Source organism: Paenibacillus sp. J31R120, assembly GCF_056269225.1.
In genome coordinates this window covers 558457-575488 of record NZ_JBWDNN010000003.1, presented here as the reverse complement: position 1 = coordinate 575488, position 17032 = coordinate 558457, and the positions used below count along the sequence as shown (strand labels likewise).

Annotated in this window: 14 protein-coding genes; all 14 read left to right on the top strand. The window is 53.8% G+C overall.

What is annotated here, in order from left to right; all coding sequences use genetic code 11:
* Positions 1-6 precede the first annotated feature (6 nt).
* The 14 genes from AC0YNW_RS15205 (at position 7) to AC0YNW_RS15140 (ending at position 17021) form a co-directional block, all read left to right on the top strand.
* Positions 7-1377: a class I SAM-dependent rRNA methyltransferase gene (locus AC0YNW_RS15205; protein ID WP_475832649.1), complete on the top strand. Its 1371-nt coding sequence runs from the start codon at positions 7-9 to the stop codon at positions 1375-1377.
* A 39-nt stretch (positions 1378-1416) separates the two neighbouring features.
* A complete protein-coding gene (gene addB, locus AC0YNW_RS15200; protein ID WP_475832648.1) occupies positions 1417-4926 on the top strand; it encodes a helicase-exonuclease AddAB subunit AddB in 3510 nt (1169 codons plus the stop codon).
* A gap of 4 nt (positions 4927-4930) precedes the next feature.
* Entirely contained in the window at positions 4931-8803 is a 3873-nt protein-coding gene (gene addA / locus AC0YNW_RS15195; protein ID WP_475832647.1) for a helicase-exonuclease AddAB subunit AddA, read from the top strand.
* Positions 8804-8845: 42 nt separating this feature from the next.
* Positions 8846-9460: a hypothetical protein gene (locus AC0YNW_RS15190; RefSeq protein ID WP_475832646.1), complete on the top strand. Its 615-nt coding sequence runs from the start codon at positions 8846-8848 to the stop codon at positions 9458-9460.
* Positions 9461-9530: 70 nt separating this feature from the next.
* On the top strand, positions 9531-9821 hold the full coding sequence (locus AC0YNW_RS15185) for a hypothetical protein (protein ID WP_387474111.1): 291 nt from the start codon (positions 9531-9533) through the stop codon (positions 9819-9821).
* A 121-nt stretch (positions 9822-9942) separates the two neighbouring features.
* On the top strand, positions 9943-10287 hold the full coding sequence (locus AC0YNW_RS15180) for a histidine triad nucleotide-binding protein (protein ID WP_475832645.1): 345 nt from the start codon (positions 9943-9945) through the stop codon (positions 10285-10287).
* 95 nt (positions 10288-10382) lie between these two features.
* A complete protein-coding gene (gene rpsU / locus AC0YNW_RS15175; protein WP_005547957.1) occupies positions 10383-10556 on the top strand; it encodes a 30S ribosomal protein S21 in 174 nt (57 codons plus the stop codon).
* 15 nt (positions 10557-10571) lie between these two features.
* Positions 10572-11015, top strand: coding sequence for a GatB/YqeY domain-containing protein (locus tag AC0YNW_RS15170; RefSeq protein WP_119799364.1), 444 nt, complete (start codon positions 10572-10574; stop codon positions 11013-11015).
* A 116-nt stretch (positions 11016-11131) separates the two neighbouring features.
* Positions 11132-12535 carry an NfeD family protein gene (locus AC0YNW_RS15165; protein WP_475832644.1) on the top strand — a complete coding sequence of 468 codons (1404 nt, stop codon included), beginning with the start codon at positions 11132-11134 and terminating at the stop codon, positions 12533-12535.
* A gap of 38 nt (positions 12536-12573) precedes the next feature.
* On the top strand, positions 12574-13575 hold the full coding sequence (floA, locus tag AC0YNW_RS15160; RefSeq protein WP_387474104.1) for a flotillin-like protein FloA: 1002 nt from the start codon (positions 12574-12576) through the stop codon (positions 13573-13575).
* 56 nt (positions 13576-13631) lie between these two features.
* Complete coding sequence (locus AC0YNW_RS15155) at positions 13632-14135, top strand: hypothetical protein (protein ID WP_475832643.1); 504 nt, start codon at positions 13632-13634, stop codon at positions 14133-14135.
* Positions 14136-14551: 416 nt separating this feature from the next.
* Complete coding sequence (gene yqfC / locus AC0YNW_RS15150) at positions 14552-14830, top strand: sporulation protein YqfC (protein ID WP_387474100.1); 279 nt, start codon at positions 14552-14554, stop codon at positions 14828-14830.
* A 19-nt stretch (positions 14831-14849) separates the two neighbouring features.
* The gene (yqfD, locus tag AC0YNW_RS15145; protein WP_475832642.1) at positions 14850-16043 is read left to right on the top strand and encodes a sporulation protein YqfD; all 1194 of its coding nucleotides are present in this window, start codon (positions 14850-14852) and stop codon (positions 16041-16043) included.
* Positions 16044-16049: 6 nt separating this feature from the next.
* Complete coding sequence (locus tag AC0YNW_RS15140; protein ID WP_387474282.1) at positions 16050-17021, top strand: PhoH family protein; 972 nt, start codon at positions 16050-16052, stop codon at positions 17019-17021.
* Positions 17022-17032 lie beyond the last annotated feature (11 nt).

Below are 17032 nucleotides of genomic sequence, written 5' to 3'. Positions count from 1 at the left end.
TGAACGGTGAAAGAGCAAGCTAGAATCGTGCTGAACAAGGCGCGTAAAAAAAGAATCGAGCAAGGCCATCCTTGGGTGTTCGCAAGCGAGATTGACAAGCTGGAAGGGGAGGCCCAAGCTGGCGGCCTGGTTCATGTTGTGAACCATCAGGGTCGGTACTTGGCTACGGGCTATTGGAATCCCCGTTCTCAGATTACGGTGCGAATCGTCTCTTATGATCCGCTGGAAGTGATGGATCAAGCTTTCTTCGTCGAGAAGCTGCAACGATGCAAAGAGCATCGTGAGCGGTTCGTGGCGGATCGCGATTGCCGGCTTGTATACGGAGAGGCGGATCAGCTGCCTGGCCTCATCGTTGATCGCTTCGGCGAAGTGCTTGTGGTCCAGTTGTTGACGCTGGGGATGGATGCCGTTCGAGAGGCCCTCATTGCTGCGCTTGTTGAGGTGTTTGATCCCAAGGGGATCTATGAACGAAGCGATGTTAGCGTTCGCGGCCTGGAAGGTCTGGAAGAGCGGAAGGGTGTCTTGTACGGAGAGTGCCCGCCTATTATCGAGATCGAAGAGAACGGCTTGAAGCTTGAGGTCGATATCGTGGAAGGACAGAAAACCGGTTACTTCTTCGATCAGAGAGAGAATCGGGCTTCCATTGCGCCGCTTATGAAGGGCTGGGGCGCCAGAAGCGGCATCAAGCTTGCGGAAGATCCGAGCGGCGGAGATGCTCTTGTGCCTGTGAATGCGAATGGCAAGACCGTATCATTCCCTTATTGGGATGGCGCGACGGTTCTGGAGTGTTTTGCCCATACAGGCAGCTTCACGCTTCATGCCTGCCAATACGGAGCCAAAAAGGTAACTTGTCTGGATGTATCGCAGCATGCGATTGACACTGCGAAGCGCAATGTGGAGAGAAACGGATTCACTGATCGCGTAGAGTTCGTCGTAGCGGATGCATTTCAATATTTGAGAGAGCAGGCGAAAGGACTGGAGGAGCGGAAGCTGCGTGCGTCAGGCGGCGTCGACACATCGAAGAAGCTGGAGCAGACCGCCCGCACATGGGATGTCGTTATTCTGGACCCGCCTGCCTTCGCCAAGACAAGAAATGCGGTAGCCGGTGCTTGCAGAGGATATAAGGATATTAATTTGCAAGGCTTGAAGCTTGTGAATGAGGGGGGCTATCTGGTGACGGCAAGCTGCTCGTACCACATGCGCCCGGACTTGTTCCTGGAGACGATTCACGAAGCGGCGATTGATGCAGGCAAGATTCTGCGCCTCGTCGAATGGAGGGCTGCGGGGAAAGATCATCCTCAGCTGCTTGGCGTTGATGAAGGTCATTATTTGAAATTTGCGATTTTCGAAGTGAGAAGCAGATCGGCTGCGAAGTAGAACGAGCCGCAGGCTCGGGAAGACAAGGGAGGAGAGCATATGCCGCTAAGACTGATTATTGGACGAGCCGGTACCGGCAAGACAACCTATTGTCAGGATGAGATAAGAGAGCAGCTGCGGGGAGAGCCGGACGGCCCTCCGCTCATTATGCTCGTTCCCGAGCAAGCGACGTTCCAGAGCGAATATACCTTGCTTCGCAGCGGAGAATTGCGGGGTTCGCTCAGAGCCCAAGCGTTAAGCTTCCGAAGGCTTGCTTTCCGGGTCATGCAAGAAACAGGCGGCACGGCTCTCGTGCCGATCGGCGATACGGGGAAATCAATGCTCCTGTATAAAATCGTTCATCGTCTATCCTCCAGGCTGCAGCTCTACCAGAGCGGTGCTGAGCAAGCGGGGTTCATCGAGAGGCTGTCCGAGCTTCTCACAGAGTGGAAGCGCTACGGTGTAGATGCGGAAGGCTTGCGCAAGCTGGACGTCGGCCTGAGTGGCGAAGAGCGCCAAGAGGGTCTTCTGGACCGCAAGCTGCATGATCTGTCGTTGATTTATGAAGAGATGGAAGCCAGTCTTGCCGGCCGCTACGTGGACGCTGAGGACTATTTGGCTTATTTGTCGCACAGCTATTCTGAAGCTCCCTCCATGAAGGATGCTTGCCTGTGGGTGGACGGCTTCCACGGATTTACGCCAACGGAGTACGAAGCGCTTGGTACCTTGATGAAGCATGCCAAGCAAGTGAATGTCACGCTTACGCTGGACCGCCATTACGGCGCCGGCGAGCGGCCGCATGAGCTTGATCTGTTTCATCCTGCAGCGGAGACGTGTATCAGGCTGATGGAGCTGGCGGAAGCCCATGGCATCGAGGTCCTTCCGGTATTGGATATGAATGGGGGAGGCAGCATTCCGCATCGCTTCAGCGAAAGTCCCTTGCTGGCTCACCTGGAGAAGCATTACGACAAGCGGGTGCCCATGCTAAGCGGCCGCCAGAGCACTCCCGCTGGCGACGGGATCAGGCTCTTGTCTGCTTCAGGCAGAAGAGCGGAGGTCGAGGCGGTAGCCCGCGATATCAGGTCACGCGCGCGAAACCAAGGCTTGCGCTGGAGAGAAATTGCCATTCTTACCCGCAATTCGGACGATTATGCCGATTATTTGTCGCTCATATTGGACGATTACGGGATCCCTCATTTTGTCGATCAGAAGGAACAGGCTCATCACCATCCGCTGGTGGAGTTTATGCGTTCCGCGCTGGAAACGGTGTTAAACGGATGGCATTACGATGCTGTATTTCGCTGCGTCAAAACCGAGATGCTGTTCCCGATGGACGGAAGCTTGCCACGAGACTGGTTCGACAGACTGGAAAATTATGTGTTGGCCGCGGGAATTGACGGATGGAAGTGGCTGGACGCAAGGAGTTGGAAGCCAATAGCGTCTCTCTCGCTCGAGGAAGAAGATGAGATGGAGACGAAGGTATCGGCTAAAGCGCAGCAGGAGTTCGATATTGCGACAGCTGCGAGAGACGCTATCACTCCTCTGCTGAAGAGATTCGAGGAGGAGATTCGCAGAGCTTCAAGCATACGAGAGATGTGTGAGGCGTTGTACAAGCTGCTGGAACACTGTGATGCAGCAGACCGCCTGGAGCGCTGGAGCCGTGAGGATATGGAGCGTGGCAATGCCCAGCGCGGACGGGCTCACAGACAGCTGTGGGACAGCGTGATGGTCCTGCTTGATCAGCTTGTTGAACTGGCGGGAGACGAGAAGGTATCTCCGGAGCTGTTCGCCGGCATGGTCGAGGCAGGGCTTGACAGCTTGAAGCTGGCAGCCGTGCCGCCTGCGCTTGACCAGGTGCTGGTCGGCTCCATGGACCGGACCCGGTCAGGGCGGATACGGGCTTGTTACGTGCTGGGAGCCAATGATGGCATTATGCCTATGCGAGTTAATGAGGACGGCATCTTGACCGAGGCTGAGCGCGATACGCTTGTTGCGGAAGGCATGGAGATGGCGCCTAGCGTGCGCAGAAGGCTGCTGGATGAGAGATTTATGATCTATAACGCTCTGACTACGCCTAGCGACTTGCTATGGATTAGCTGGGCCGAGGCTGATGAAGAGGGCAAAAGCCTGCTGCCTTCCGAGATCATCCGGAATATTCGGAGCTTATTCCCCGGCTTGCCGACGCGCGGAATCGGGACAGAGCCGTCTGAGAGCATGCCTGCTGAGGAGCAGAAAGAATATGTGCAGCATCCCGGCCGCACTTTGACCCATCTGATTGCCGCGCTTAGAAGCTGGCAGCAAGGCGGAAGGATCGCTCCGTTCTGGTGGGATATGTACAACTGGTATGTCGCACGGCCGGAGTGGCAGCCGAAGCTGCAGCTCTTATCCGGATCGCTGACCTATCATAACCGGGAGAGCAGCTTGCCGGTAACCTTGGCGAGGGAATTGTATGGCGAGCGGATGACCGTTAGCGTCTCTCGAATGGAGCGATTCGTCTCTTGTCCGTTCCAGCACTTTGCCATCCATGGCCTCAAGCTTCGGGAGCGGAAGCTGTATCGGCTGGAGGCGCCTGATGTTGGCCAGCTGTTCCACGCTGCGCTCAGCAAGCTGGCAAGCTCGCTTGGCGGCAACTGGGGCAAGCTTACCCGGGAAGATGTAAAGCTTGCGGCTGCAAAAACGGTGGATGAGATTGCGCCCAAGCTGCAATCCCAGATTCTGCTGAGCAGCGGCAGATTCCAATTCATCGCCCGCAAGCTGAAGGAAATTGTAGCTCAGGCCGCGGTTATTCTCGGCGAGCATGCGAAGCGGGCTCACTTCCAGCCGGTCGCCACGGAGCTGGACTTCGGTCCTGGGGGCACGTTGCCTTCCTTGGTGCTGCCCCTGCCGGATGGAACGGAGATGGAGGTTGTCGGCCGGATTGACCGCGTCGATGCTGCGGAGACGGAAGAGGGGCTGCTTCTGCGCGTGCTGGATTATAAGTCCAGCGCCACGACGCTTAAGCTGGAGGAAGTGGTGCATGGCCTGTCGCTGCAAATGCTTACCTATCTGGATGTATTGATTACGCATGCCGAAGGCTGGTTAGGCCAGCCTGCGTCTCCAGCAGGTGTCTTGTACTTTCATGTGCATAACCCCTTGCTCGCCCTATCGAACGGCTTGTCAGCCGAGGAAGTGCCGAATCAGATCTTGAAGCGCTATAAAACAAAAGGGCTGTTAACGGCTGACGCCGAGGTAGCCCGGCTGATGGACGGGGAACTGGATGCCGGTTATTCGGATTTGCTTCCGGTTGCGCTGAAGCGGGACGGCAGCTTCTATAGCAGCTCATCCGTTGTGACGCCTGATCAATGGACGACGCTGAGGCGGTCTGTCCGTGGCATGATCAGCCGAATTGGCGGAACGATTATGGAGGGTGACGTCTCGATTGAGCCATACCGCCTGGGGGCGAAATCGCCATGCCAGTTTTGCGATTATAAGGCTGTCTGCCAATTCGATCCGCTATTCCAAGGCAATGACTACAAAAAACTGACGAAATCGTCCAGAGAGGACGCTTGGCGCCAGCTTGAGGGGGTGTAAGACGATGACTATGCAGCGCGCGCCGAAGCCGGCGGATAGCACATGGACGGATGACCAGTGGGAAGCCATTGTGACGGGCGGCAGGAATGTGCTGGTCGCAGCTGCGGCGGGCTCCGGCAAAACAGCGGTGCTCGTGGAGCGCATTATTCGCAAAATATCGCTCAGCACGGACGTCGACCGGCTGCTGGTCGCTACCTTTACGAAAGCGGCTGCCGCAGAGATGAAGGACCGTATTCGCCAGGCGCTGGAGAAGCGGCTGGCAGCGGACCCAGAGAACGAGCATCTCCGAAGGCAGCTGGCATTAATGGGCCGCGCCTCCATTACAACGCTCCACTCCTTCTGTCTGGATGTCATTCGTCGTTATTATCCGCTTATCGGACTTGATCCCGGCTTTCGGATTGCGAATGAAACCGAAAGCGAGCTGATGCGTCTTGACGTCCTGGACGAGCTGTTCGAGCATCGGTACAGCGGTGAAGCGGAGGGCAGCGGCGACTTTCTGACGCTGGCGGACCGTTACGGAGGAGAACGCGGAGATGAGCCGCTGTATCAGCTTGTACAGGGGCTGTATGACTTCGCCCAAAGCCATCCCTGGCCCGAGCTGTGGCTATCCCAGACTGCTGGCGCCTTCGAGGCTGAATCCCTGGATGAACTGGAAGCAAGCGATTGGATTGCCAGCTTGAAAGAAGACGCTTTGCTTGGTCTCGATGGCGCGATTGCCCAGCTGCGGCAAGCGCTGGAGCTGGCGAATCGACCTGCCGGTCCTGCTCCATACGCTGGTGCGCTGGAGGAAGATTTGCTCATGGTGCAGGGGCTCCGGGACACGGTGCAGACAACCGGCTGGCGCTACTGGGCGGCTCCGTTCAGGGCGGCGGCGTTCGGGAAACTGAAAGCGGTGCGTGGCGATGATTACGACAAGTCGCTTCAGGAGCAGACGAAAGAGCTGCGGGAAAATGCAAAGAAGTTGGTGAGCGGACTTGCGAATGAACTATTCGGTCGCGATGCAGAGCAGTTTCTGGAGGAGCTTGCGGCGTTGGCGCCGCTTATGCGCACGCTCTCCGATCTAGTCATAGATTTCGGCAGAAGGTACGAATCTGCGAAGCGGGCGAAGGGCCTTCTTGATTTCGGCGACCTGGAGCATTATTGCCTGCGCATTCTTCGAGATGCGACTTCCACTCCAGAGCAAATCGTGCCGTCCGTCGCGGCTCTGGACTATCAGCAGATGTTCGACGAAATTCTGCTGGACGAATACCAGGACACCAATATGGTGCAGGAGGCGATCGTTTCCTTAATCGAACGTCCCGGCAGCGGCAACCGGTTCATGGTAGGAGATGTGAAGCAGAGTATTTATCGATTCCGTCTGGCGGAGCCAAATTTATTTCTGGCCAAATACAAAGCCTATCGCACGCAATCCAATTTAAAAGAGCAGCATGATTCCGCAAGTTCCTCAGGGCAAAGAATCGATCTCGCACGTAACTTCCGGAGCCGACGTGAAGTGGTCGACGGTGTAAATGGGGTATTTCGCGGCATCATGAGAGAGAACGTCGCCGAGATGGACTACGATGACAGAGCGGAGCTTATCGCAGGAGCCGCATACCCTGAACCGGAGAAGCCAGGCAGTTGCAATATTCAATTCGCTGTGCTGGACCGCGGATCGGGCGTAGCCGATGATGGGATTTTGGGGGAAGACGAATCTTTTGGCGAAGAACAAGAGGACGCGTTGCAGCGGGCGGAGGAACTGGCAGAGCTGAATGTCGCCCAGCTTGAAGCAAGATGGATCGCCGGACAGCTCAGTGAGCTGGTGGGCAGCGGGTACCAGGTCTATGACGGGAAAAGCGGCAGCTACCGACCGATGGAGTGGAGAGATGTCGTCATTTTGCTGCGGGCGACGAAGCAGTGGTCTCCGATTCTGATCGAGGAACTGCAGGCTAAAGAAATTCCAGCCTACGCGGAGCTGAGCAGCGGATACTTCGAAGCGACGGAAGTGGAGACGATGCTGTCGATTCTGCGCGTCATTGACAACCCGCATCAGGATATTCCGCTGGCGGCGACGCTTCGTTCTCCGGTGTTCTCCATGACGGCCGAGGAATTGGCCCGTATCCGCATCCAATCCGTCAATGCCAGCTACTACGATGCGCTATTGCATGCGGCGGGCAGCGAGAGCATGCCGGAGAGCGCCAGACTGAAGCTTGCGAGATTTCTGGAGCGACTGGAAGGGTGGAGATCGGAGGCGAGGCAAGGATCGCTGGCAGACCTGCTTTGGCGCATTTACCGCGATACCGGCTATTATGATTTTGTCGGCGGGCTGCCGGGCGGTACGCAAAGGCAGGCGAATCTAAGGGCGCTTCACGACCGTGCCAGGCAGTATGAATCGACGTCCTTCCGCGGACTGTTCCGCTTCCTCCGGTTTATCGAGCGGATGCGGGAGAGCGGCGGCGATCTGGGAACCGCTCGCGCAGCAAGCGAAGGCGAGGACGTTGTCCGCATCATGTCGATTCATAAGAGCAAAGGCCTGGAGTTTCCGGTAGTTTTTGTCGCGGGTATGGGTAAGCTCTTCAATCAGCAGGATACGCGAACATCGTTTCTGAAGCACAAGGAGCTGGGCTTTGGTCCCCGCTACGTCGATTCTGAGCTGCGGATCAGCTATCCTACCCTGCCGTTTCTGGCCATCAGAAAGAAGCTGAAGATGGAGCTTCTGGCGGAAGAGATGCGGATTCTTTACGTGGCGCTGACCAGACCGAAGGAGAAAATGTTTCTGGTTGGAACGGTATCCGATTCGGTTAAAGCGATGAATCGCTGGTTATCCGCTTTGGATGAGTCGGGACAAGTTACGGACTATCATGTCGCTTCGGCGCGGTCTTATCTGGATTGGGTAGGTCCGCTCGTGGTGCGGAAGCTGGCGGCTGAGACGGAAGGGAGTCCGGCTGAGCTGGCGGCCCGGACTGTATCGATCGGTATCGATCAATGGGAAAGCGGGATTGTGCCTGCTGTCCTGCTTGGCAGCGAAGCTGCGGCTGCTCTGGAGGAAGAGCTTGCAGAGGAGCCTGGAATCAGTCAGCTGCGCATGGAGGCGATTGAATCGCTTGCGCTCATTGAGGATACGGAAGTTGACACAGAGCTTCGTGCTCGCATGGAATGGACCTATCCGCATCAGGTGTCGCAAGGCATAGCGGCAAAAACCTCCGTTACCGAAATGAAAAGGCTGCATGCAGAGCCTCTGGAGGACGCTGAGACGCTTGAAGCGGTCCAGGAAGTCTCAAGCATGCAAGAGGCTAATCGCATGCCAGGAGACGAGAGAGACGGTGCAGGAGGCTATACGCTGCGTCTGCGCAGGCCTTCCTTTATGGAGGAGAAGTCGTTGACTGCGGCGGAGAAAGGCTCCGTTCATCATTTGCTCATGCAGCATGTCCCGGCGGCAGGCACGGTGGACAAGAGCGTCATCGAGGCGACGCTCGCGGCGATGGTGGCGAAGCGGCTGCTGACCGTGAAGCAGGCGGAAGTGATCGATGCAGATACGATCCTTGGTTTCTATGAGAGCGAGCTTGGCCAGCGTCTCGTTCGGGCTGACTGGGTCAGAAGGGAAGTTCCGTTCAGCTGCATGTTCCCCGCCAGCCGGGTTTATGGCAAGCATGACAGCGAACTGGACGACGAGCCGATTCTGATTCAAGGCGTGATTGACTGTCTGTTCGAAGACGAAGACGGCATTACGCTGCTTGATTACAAGACGGATCGTGTCTATAGGAAGGATTGGGAGCGGGCAGCGGAACGGCATCGCTTCCAGCTGGAATTGTATGCCGAGGCGATCGAGGCGGTGCTGAAGCGAAAGGTAGACGAAAAATATGTTTATTTCTTTGACGGCTCCACGGTAATCAAGCTGTAATACGGACCGAAAGCTGTCAACGTTAATTCGGGAGGGAGAAGCTTGGAACAGCAACAAAACGGCAAGCGCTCTTGGGCGCTGCCCATCACGCTCGTCTTACTCGTCTTTAGCTTAATGGGCAACATCTTGCTTTATACCAAACACATCGAGCATACGCGGGGCGATATCGTACGTACCGGAGAAATGATCTTCCAAGGGTTTAAAGAGGGGCAGGAGCAGCTTGCCCATTGGAGTGCGTACATGGAGGAGATCCAGCAGCACGCAGACACAGAGCCGGGATTGGCCCGACTGGCAGCCAAGTATTTCAACATCAGCGTGGACCGAGAGCAGGCGGGATTGGCCGTTCTGATGGCGCAAGCGGCTGAAATTGATTCCGCGGCATACAGTCATGCTTCCGAGACTTACGATGCCTATGAGGAGAAGCTAAAGGCGATGCTGCAGGGCATTGGGGCGGGCAGCGGAGCATTGTCAGAAGCCGAGCGTGCAGCAGTGAGCGAAGCACAGTCGTCCTTTGTTAACCTCACCGAGCTGATGTCCGCGTTCCACTATGCGATGGAGGGCGACCGCAACTCAATGGTCCGTCTGACGGGCGGCCATGATTGGATTGATATTGCCTCAGAGCTTCAGAAGGCGCTTAAGGACTACGCCGGGTCTTAAAAAAATCATGGCCTGCTTAGTAGCCATTCGCCTACCGCTGCATAGGATGTTGTAACGGAGGCTGATGACAATGAGCAATGTCAATCAACATTTGACACATAACAAAAATGTTTGCGAGAAACATCTTAACCGCTATGTGGTGATTCAAACTAACGACGGCCAATATCATGACGGAATCGTGGAAAGCGTAGATGAGGAAAACGTGTATCTGGCGGTTCCATTCTGTCCGGGGGACGAAAGAGCGTTTTTCCCTTATGGCGGTTACGGCTACGGCGGATTCTACCCTCGCAGGCGCTTTTACCGCAGAGGATTTCCGCTTGGAGGCTTGCTTGCTCTTTCTTTATTGCCGTTTTTTATCTAGTAAATATCCGTACGATTTGCGCCGAACATGGGATTGCCCATGTTCGGCGTTCTTGCATTGGACTAGCGCTCATTTTTTTTGTATGATAGTAGGTAGGAAATGGTGAGGAGGTAGAAGAAAAATGGACTGCATTTTCTGTAAAATCGTTGAAGGTTCCATCCCGTCGACAAAAGTGTTCGAAAACGACAGTGTGCTGGCGTTCCAGGATATTCAGCCGGCGGCTCCCGTACATATATTGATTATCCCGAAAAAACATATTCCGACGATGAACGATGTCGCGGATGAGGATAACGAATTGATCGGAGAGCTGTTTGCCGTTGCCAGGCAAATCGCCAAGGAGCAAGGCATTGCGGAGGCGGGCTACCGCCTGATTAACAACGTGAACAGCGATGGCGGGCAAGTCGTCTACCACCTGCATATCCACTTGCTGGGCGGTAAGAAGCTTGGCGCATTAATTGCAACCTAACGGAAGTTGACACTGGGTTTTAGTTTACTTTATAATGAAGTTTGATAAACCGTGTTATAGCTCTGGACGGTCTGTTTCGGAGGGAGGGAAAACTGGTGTCTGAAACTAAAGTTCGCAAAAACGAAACTATTGATGCTGCGCTTCGCCGCTTTAAACGTTCCATCGCTAAAGACGGTGTGCTCGCTGAGGTGAAAAAACGCAAGCATTATGAAAAGCCAAGTGTAAAGCGCAAGAAAAAGTCCGAGGCTGCGCGTAAGAGAAAGTTTTAGGAGGAGCCTTGCATAATGAACCTGAGCGAACGATTGACCGACGATATGAAGCAAGCCATGAAGAGTCAGGACAAGTTCAAGCTGACCACAATTCGTATGATGCGTGCGGCAGTGAAAAACTTGGAGATTGATTTAAAGCGACCCCTGGAAGATAATGAAGTGCTTGATATATTGAGTCGTGAAATCAAAATCCGTAAAGATTCCCTCCAAGAATTTAAAAAAGCCGGCCGTGATGATCTGGTAACAGGTCTTGCAGCAGAAATTGAAATTATTAGTCAATACCTTCCCGAGCAGCTGACTGAAGAAGAGATTCAAGAGATAGTAAGGCAGACCATCCATGAACTCGGTGCTTCTTCCAAAGCCGATATGGGGAAAGTGATGGGCGCCCTCATGCCTAAGACAAAGGGACGCGCAGACGGTAAACTAGTAAATCAAGCAGTTATGCAATTTCTGCAATAGCATACGATGCGGACACAAAACACCCCTTTATTGGGGTGTTTTTTTCTAATTGTTGAAACAAATCGAACATTGTTACGTAATACAGGGAATACTATCTCGAAAAAAGGAGGACGCCAATGGTAAAACAACGACGAATATGGCTGCATACAAAGACGCTTCTGCTTCCTTTGATGCTTATAGCTGTACTTACCATTTCGTTAACGTCAGTCATGCTTCCCGCTGCGCTTGCTTCATCCCAGGAGACCACTTCACAGGGCGATGCCGGAACGGCTGTCGTCATCGTGCCTGTGAAGCAGACGGTGGAGCAGGGACTGCTTTCCTTCCTGGAGAGAGCCTTCAAGGAGGCACAGGAAGCGAAGGCTGAGCATATTGTGCTTGTCGTGAATACGCTTGGCGGCCGCGTCGACAGTGCAAGCGATATCGGAGAGCTGATTCGCACCAGTCCGATTCCGACTACCGCATTCGTGGAGGCCAAGGCGGTATCGGCAGGAACGTATATCGCGCTGAATGCCAATCATATTGCGATGCAGCCGGGCAGTACAATCGGAGCAGCTGCCGTCGTAGACGGAAGCGGGACGCTCATGGAAGATCCCAAGACGATATCGTTCTGGGTCGGACAGATGACGGAAGCAGCGAAGCTGCATGGCAGAGACCCCAATATCGCTGCGGCCATGGTGGACAAGTCTGTTGCCGTTGATATGACAGATAAGATTGGCCGGGAGAAGAAGCCTGGAGAAATATTGTCCCTGTCCGCTTCCGAAGCGGAGAAGGTGGGATATTCCGAGCTTACGGCCAATAGTGTGGAGGATGTCGTCAAATGGCTGGGGCTGGACAATCGTGCGATGATCGAAATCAATCCTTCCGTAGCGGAGGAAGTGGCACGCTTCCTGATTAGTCCCGTCGTATCGACGATTTTGCTTATTCTCGGTATTGCAGGCATTGCAATTGAGCTGTTAGTACCTGGCTTCGGCGCTCCGGGCATCATAGGATTGCTATGCTTCGGTCTCTTTTTCTTCGGCTCCTATGTATCGGGACTGGCGGGCATGGAATCAATGGCTCTGTTCATCATAGGTATCATCTTAATGGTGATTGAGTTATTTGTACCAAGCTTCGGCATCCTGGGACTGCTTGGCAGCGCATCGCTCATAGCTGCGGTCGTGATGTCGGCGCCAAATCCGAAGACCGGATTTATTTCACTAGGCGTTGCGGTTGCAGCGGCTGCGGTCATCGTAGCTTTATTCGCGAGAACCAATAAAGGCCGGGGCATCTGGAACAAATTTATACTGAGAGACAAATTGGGTACGGAAGAAGGTTATTTGTCAGCGGACGTCCAGAATTCGCTAGTAGGAGAGCATGGAATAGCCCTGACAACGCTGCGCCCTTCGGGGACCGCGCAAATCGGAGATAGACGTGTCGACGTCGTGACGACGGGAGAATTTATCGATTCGGGCAAACCGGTTGTGGTAACCAAGGCCGAAGGAACATGGGTTGTTGTGAAAGAAGTTAAGCATGAAATATAATGGTCCCCTGCTAGTAGGGGGAAATGGAGGTTATCGATATGTTCGCTGATTTGGATCCTGTTGTATCGTTTTTGATTATCGCCGTATTGGTCATTATTTTGCTTTCGGTATTCCTGAGCTTTTTCCCGTTCATGCTCTGGATATCCGCACTCGCGTCGGGCGTACGCATTAGCATTATTACGCTGGTTGCCATGAGATTGCGCCGGGTCGTTCCGAGCCGAATTGTCAACCCGCTCATTAAAGCGACCAAAGCTGGCCTCGGACTTAACATTAACCAGTTGGAAAGTCACTTTCTTGCAGGCGGTAACGTCGACCGGGTCGTCAATGCGCTAATCGCAGCGCAACGTGCCAACATTCCACTGCAATTCGAGCGTGCGGCAGCTATTGATCTTGCGGGCCGTGATGTCTTGCAAGCCGTACAAATGAGCGTTAACCCGCGTGTGATTGAGACGCCTACTGTTGCAGCTGTTGCAAAAGACGGTATTGAAGTAAAAGTTAAAGCGCGTGTAACGGTTCGTGCCAACATCGATCGACTCGTCGGCGGCGCCGGCGAAGAAACGATCATTGCCCGCGTAGGCGAAGGTATCGTTACAACGGTCGGCTCGTCGAATTCCCATAAAGATGTATTGGAAAATCCTGATCTAATCTCGCGTACCGTACTAGGTAAAGGCCTTGATGCAGGTACGGCATTTGAAATCCTGTCTATCGATATCGCGGACGTGGATGTAGGCAAAAACATTGGCGCCCACTTGCAAACGGAACAAGCCGAAGCCGATAAAAAAATCGCTCAGGCGAAAGCTGAGGAACGCAGAGCAATGGCCGTTGCGCAGGAGCAGGAGAACAAAGCCAAGGTCGTGGAGATGGAAGCAAGAGTTGTTGAGTCTGAGTCCCAGGTTCCGCTTGCCATGGCAGAAGCGCTCAGAAGCGGCAAGCTTGGCGTCATGGACTACATGAACTTGAAAAACATCGAAGCGGATACAAAAATGAGATCTTCCATTGGCGAAGCGGATGGTCTGACCGATGGGGAAGACGGACGTTAAAGCTGCCGAGAGCTTAGCCTTATCAATGGCGAGCTGTCTTATGGAGGTGAAGCAACGTGGATATCATTGAGTTTTTGACCAAAAACTTTTATTTCATTTTGATTGCATTATTTTTTGTAGCCAGATTGTTCAGCAACTCCGGGAAGAAAGGCAAACCTCCAAGGGGAATGCCGGACTTCGGCGGGGAACCGCGAAATGACGGTCCGCAAGAGCGGACTCCGGAGCAGCAAGCGCGGCCGGTGTTGCAACAGAATCGCCCAGTGCTTCAGGAGCGTTCTGACACGGTTTACCGCACGCAGGCGAAAACGGAGGAGCAGGAGGTAGATGCATTCCCCCGTGCCCAACAGTCTGCCGACAATCGGCCTGCCGGGCAGTATAGGGCATCTGCGCCGACGCGCCAGACTCGTCCGTCATCCCCCCCTAGAAGAGCTTCTAATCCCGATGGCGGGATGATTGCCAGTCCAACCAAAGGGCTTGCGAAGGAGGATCTTCGCAATGCATTTATCTGGTCGGAGGTGCTTGGACCGCCTAAGGGCAAGCGACCGTATCGCCGATCATAAGCAGAATAAGACCTTCGTTCCATTCTATGGAATCGAGGGTCTTTTTTTATTGCCTTTGCTTCTATCCGCCAATCCCCCGTTTTTCATCAGTAATCACATAATTAGCCTGCGCCGAGCATATTTTGGTATAGCACATCTATAACGTCATAGCTATGTTTTCGACGCTATGTCGTTAGGTTTGCCTTCAGCAAACCTAAGCTTATGCTTACGATGCCAGGTTTTCTCCGAAAACCTAAGCTCATGCTTACGATGCCAGGTTTTCTTCGAAAACCTTAAGCTAATGCTTACGAAGCTAGGTTTTCTCCGAAAACCTAAGCTAATGCTTACGAAGCTAGGTTTGCTTCCAGCAAACCTAAGCTTATGCTTACGATGCCAGGTTTTCTCCGAAAACCTTTGAGGAGGGGCTCATTCAATCCATGCGACATCTGAAACGGAAATTTCATAAGCTGACGGCCGAACTGCTTGATATGCCTCAAGATGTCGTATATGACCTTCCCCGGCTTACCATGATTGGCGACAGGCAGCTCTATATCGAAAATCATCGTGGCGTCGTCCACTTTTCCAGCGACCGCCTGAGACTGGCTTTGAGCAAGGGAGAGCTGGAGGTAACCGGCAGCTCGCTGGTCATTCGGACAATATGGACGGAAGAAGTATTCATCGAAGGCGTGATTACTAATATACAGTTGCTTCCATAATGAATAGGGGGAGAACGTTGTGAGGGAAAAAGGGGTATTATGGTTGAAGGGTGTCGTTGTGGTAGAGACGAGGGGCGGCAAGCCTGAGGAGCTCGTGAACAAGGCGATGGCAGGCGGGCTTGGCCTGTCCGCCATTCGTTGGACAAGCAAAGGTAAGCTGCAATTTGAACTATCAGTTGGCGACTTTTTTCGTCTTCGTCCGTATTTAAAAGAGACAGGCTGCCGGGCCCATGTCACGAAGCGCATAGGTCTGCCCTTCTGGCTTGTGAAAGCCGAGAAGCGAATCTGGTTCTCCGTCGGCATCGTTTTGTTTTTTGCGATGATCTTTATGCTCTCCTCGCTCGTATGGAACGTAGAGGTCGAGGGCAATGTGAAGCTGACGGACGAGCAGGTGCTGCAAGCAGCCAAGCAGGAAGGACTTTACCCGATGCAATGGTCCTTCAGGCTGCAGGATGCGGACATCATCTCCAAGAAGCTGGTCAACTCGCTGCCGGGCACAACCTGGGTCGGCGTGGAGAAAAAAGGGACGAAGGTTCGCATTCAGGTTGTCGAGATGACGCTGCCTGAAACGCCGTCGCTTCAAAATCCCCGCCATTTGGTGGCTACCGCAGATGGTGTCGTGACGCAGATTATTGCGGAAGCGGGCAAAGCAGTCGTGAAGAAAAATACGCGCGTCAAAAAGGGACAGACCCTCATCTCCGGCTTGATCGGCTCCGAGACGAATTCCAAGGTGGTGGTCGCCAAAGGAATCGTACGCGGCCTGGTCTGGTACGAATTTAAGGTGGAGGCGCCTCTTGTCCAGCAGGTGAAGGTATACACAGGCGAGAAAAAGTCGAAGTGGTATGCGGTACTGGGCTCCAGAGGGCTTCAGGTGAGCGGATTCGGAGGGGGCGAGTACGAGCATTCGGAGATGATTACGCATGAGGAACGCATTTCCTGGAGAAAATGGTCGCTGCCGATTGGCCGAATGAAAGAAACGGTCATGGAGACGGAGCTGCAGGAGCGGACGCTTACCGTGGAGGAAGCGAAAAGCGTCGGATTGCTGCAAGCCAAAGCGGATGTCATCGAAAAAGCAGGCCGGGATGCCGTCATCGTCGATGAAATTGTTTTGCATGAAGAGGCTGACAATGGTAAAGTTTATATGAAAGTTCTTTTTGAAGTAGAGCAGTCATTGGTCACAGAAATGCCATTAGTCCAGATGCAGGGAGACTGAGTATTGTTGCAAAATGAATCGACTACAGTAAAAGTTCCGCTCGAGAATGCTGCTGAAGGCTTAGCTGTTTTCGGGCCTCAGGATAAGTTTTTGCGATTTGTGCAAGAAAGCGTCGAATCGACGATCGCCACGCGCGAAGCCGAGATTGTCATTACTGGCCCCGTGAAGGAAACAGAATCACTGGAGCAATTGTTCCGCGTGCTGCTGCAGCTCGTTCGCGGCGGCTATAACCCGACGGAACGTGATATCGCTTATGCGCTGGAGCTGGCTCGCACCATGCAAGCGGAGGAACTGCTGGATCTCTTCAAGAAAGAAGTAGCAACGACCTTCCGCGGCAAAAAGATCATGGTCAAGACAATTGGACAGCGTCATTACGTAAAGACGATAAGGAAAAAAGATATTGTGTTCGGCATAGGCCCGGCAGGCACAGGCAAAACCTATCTGGCTGTCGTACTGGCTGTTGCCGCATTGAAGGAAGGCTCCGTCAAGCGTATTGTGTTGACGCGTCCCGCTGTGGAAGCGGGTGAGAATTTGGGCTTTTTGCCAGGTGATCTGCAAGAGAAGGTAGACCCTTACTTGAGACCGCTCTATGATGCGCTCCATGATGTGCTTGGACCAGATCAGACGGTCAAGGCAATGGAACGCGGCCTGATCGAGATCGCTCCGCTGGCGTATATGCGCGGCAGAACGCTGGATGACTCCTTTATCATTCTGGATGAGGCGCAGAATACGACGCCTGAGCAGATGAAGATGTTCCTTACACGTCTGGGCTTTGGCTCCAAGATGGTCATTACGGGCGACGTGACGCAGATCGACTTGCCAAGGGGCAAGACGTCGGGCCTCATTGAAGCGCAGCGTATCCTGAAGGGGATCGAAGAGATCGGGCTTATTTATTTCACCGAAAACGATGTTGTGCGTCACTCCCTCGTTCAGAAGATTATTATGGCGTATGATGTGCATGCCGAGAATAAAGCCTAGAGAGGATGGAT

Excerpts from the sequence above, each read along its gene's own strand:
- addB (WP_475832648.1), top strand. The coding sequence starts at position 1,417 with ATGCCGCTAAGACTGATTATTGGACGAGCCGGTACCGGCAAGACAACC.
- addA (WP_475832647.1), top strand. The coding sequence starts at position 4,931 with ATGACTATGCAGCGCGCGCCGAAGCCGGCGGATAGCACATGGACGGAT.
- AC0YNW_RS15185 (WP_387474111.1), top strand. The coding sequence starts at position 9,531 with ATGAGCAATGTCAATCAACATTTGACACATAACAAAAATGTTTGCGAG.
- AC0YNW_RS15180 (WP_475832645.1), top strand. The coding sequence starts at position 9,943 with ATGGACTGCATTTTCTGTAAAATCGTTGAAGGTTCCATCCCGTCGACA.
- AC0YNW_RS15170 (WP_119799364.1), top strand. The coding sequence starts at position 10,572 with ATGAACCTGAGCGAACGATTGACCGACGATATGAAGCAAGCCATGAAG.
- AC0YNW_RS15165 (WP_475832644.1), top strand. The coding sequence starts at position 11,132 with ATGGTAAAACAACGACGAATATGGCTGCATACAAAGACGCTTCTGCTT.
- floA (WP_387474104.1), top strand. The coding sequence starts at position 12,574 with ATGTTCGCTGATTTGGATCCTGTTGTATCGTTTTTGATTATCGCCGTA.
- yqfC (WP_387474100.1), top strand. The coding sequence starts at position 14,552 with ATGCGACATCTGAAACGGAAATTTCATAAGCTGACGGCCGAACTGCTT.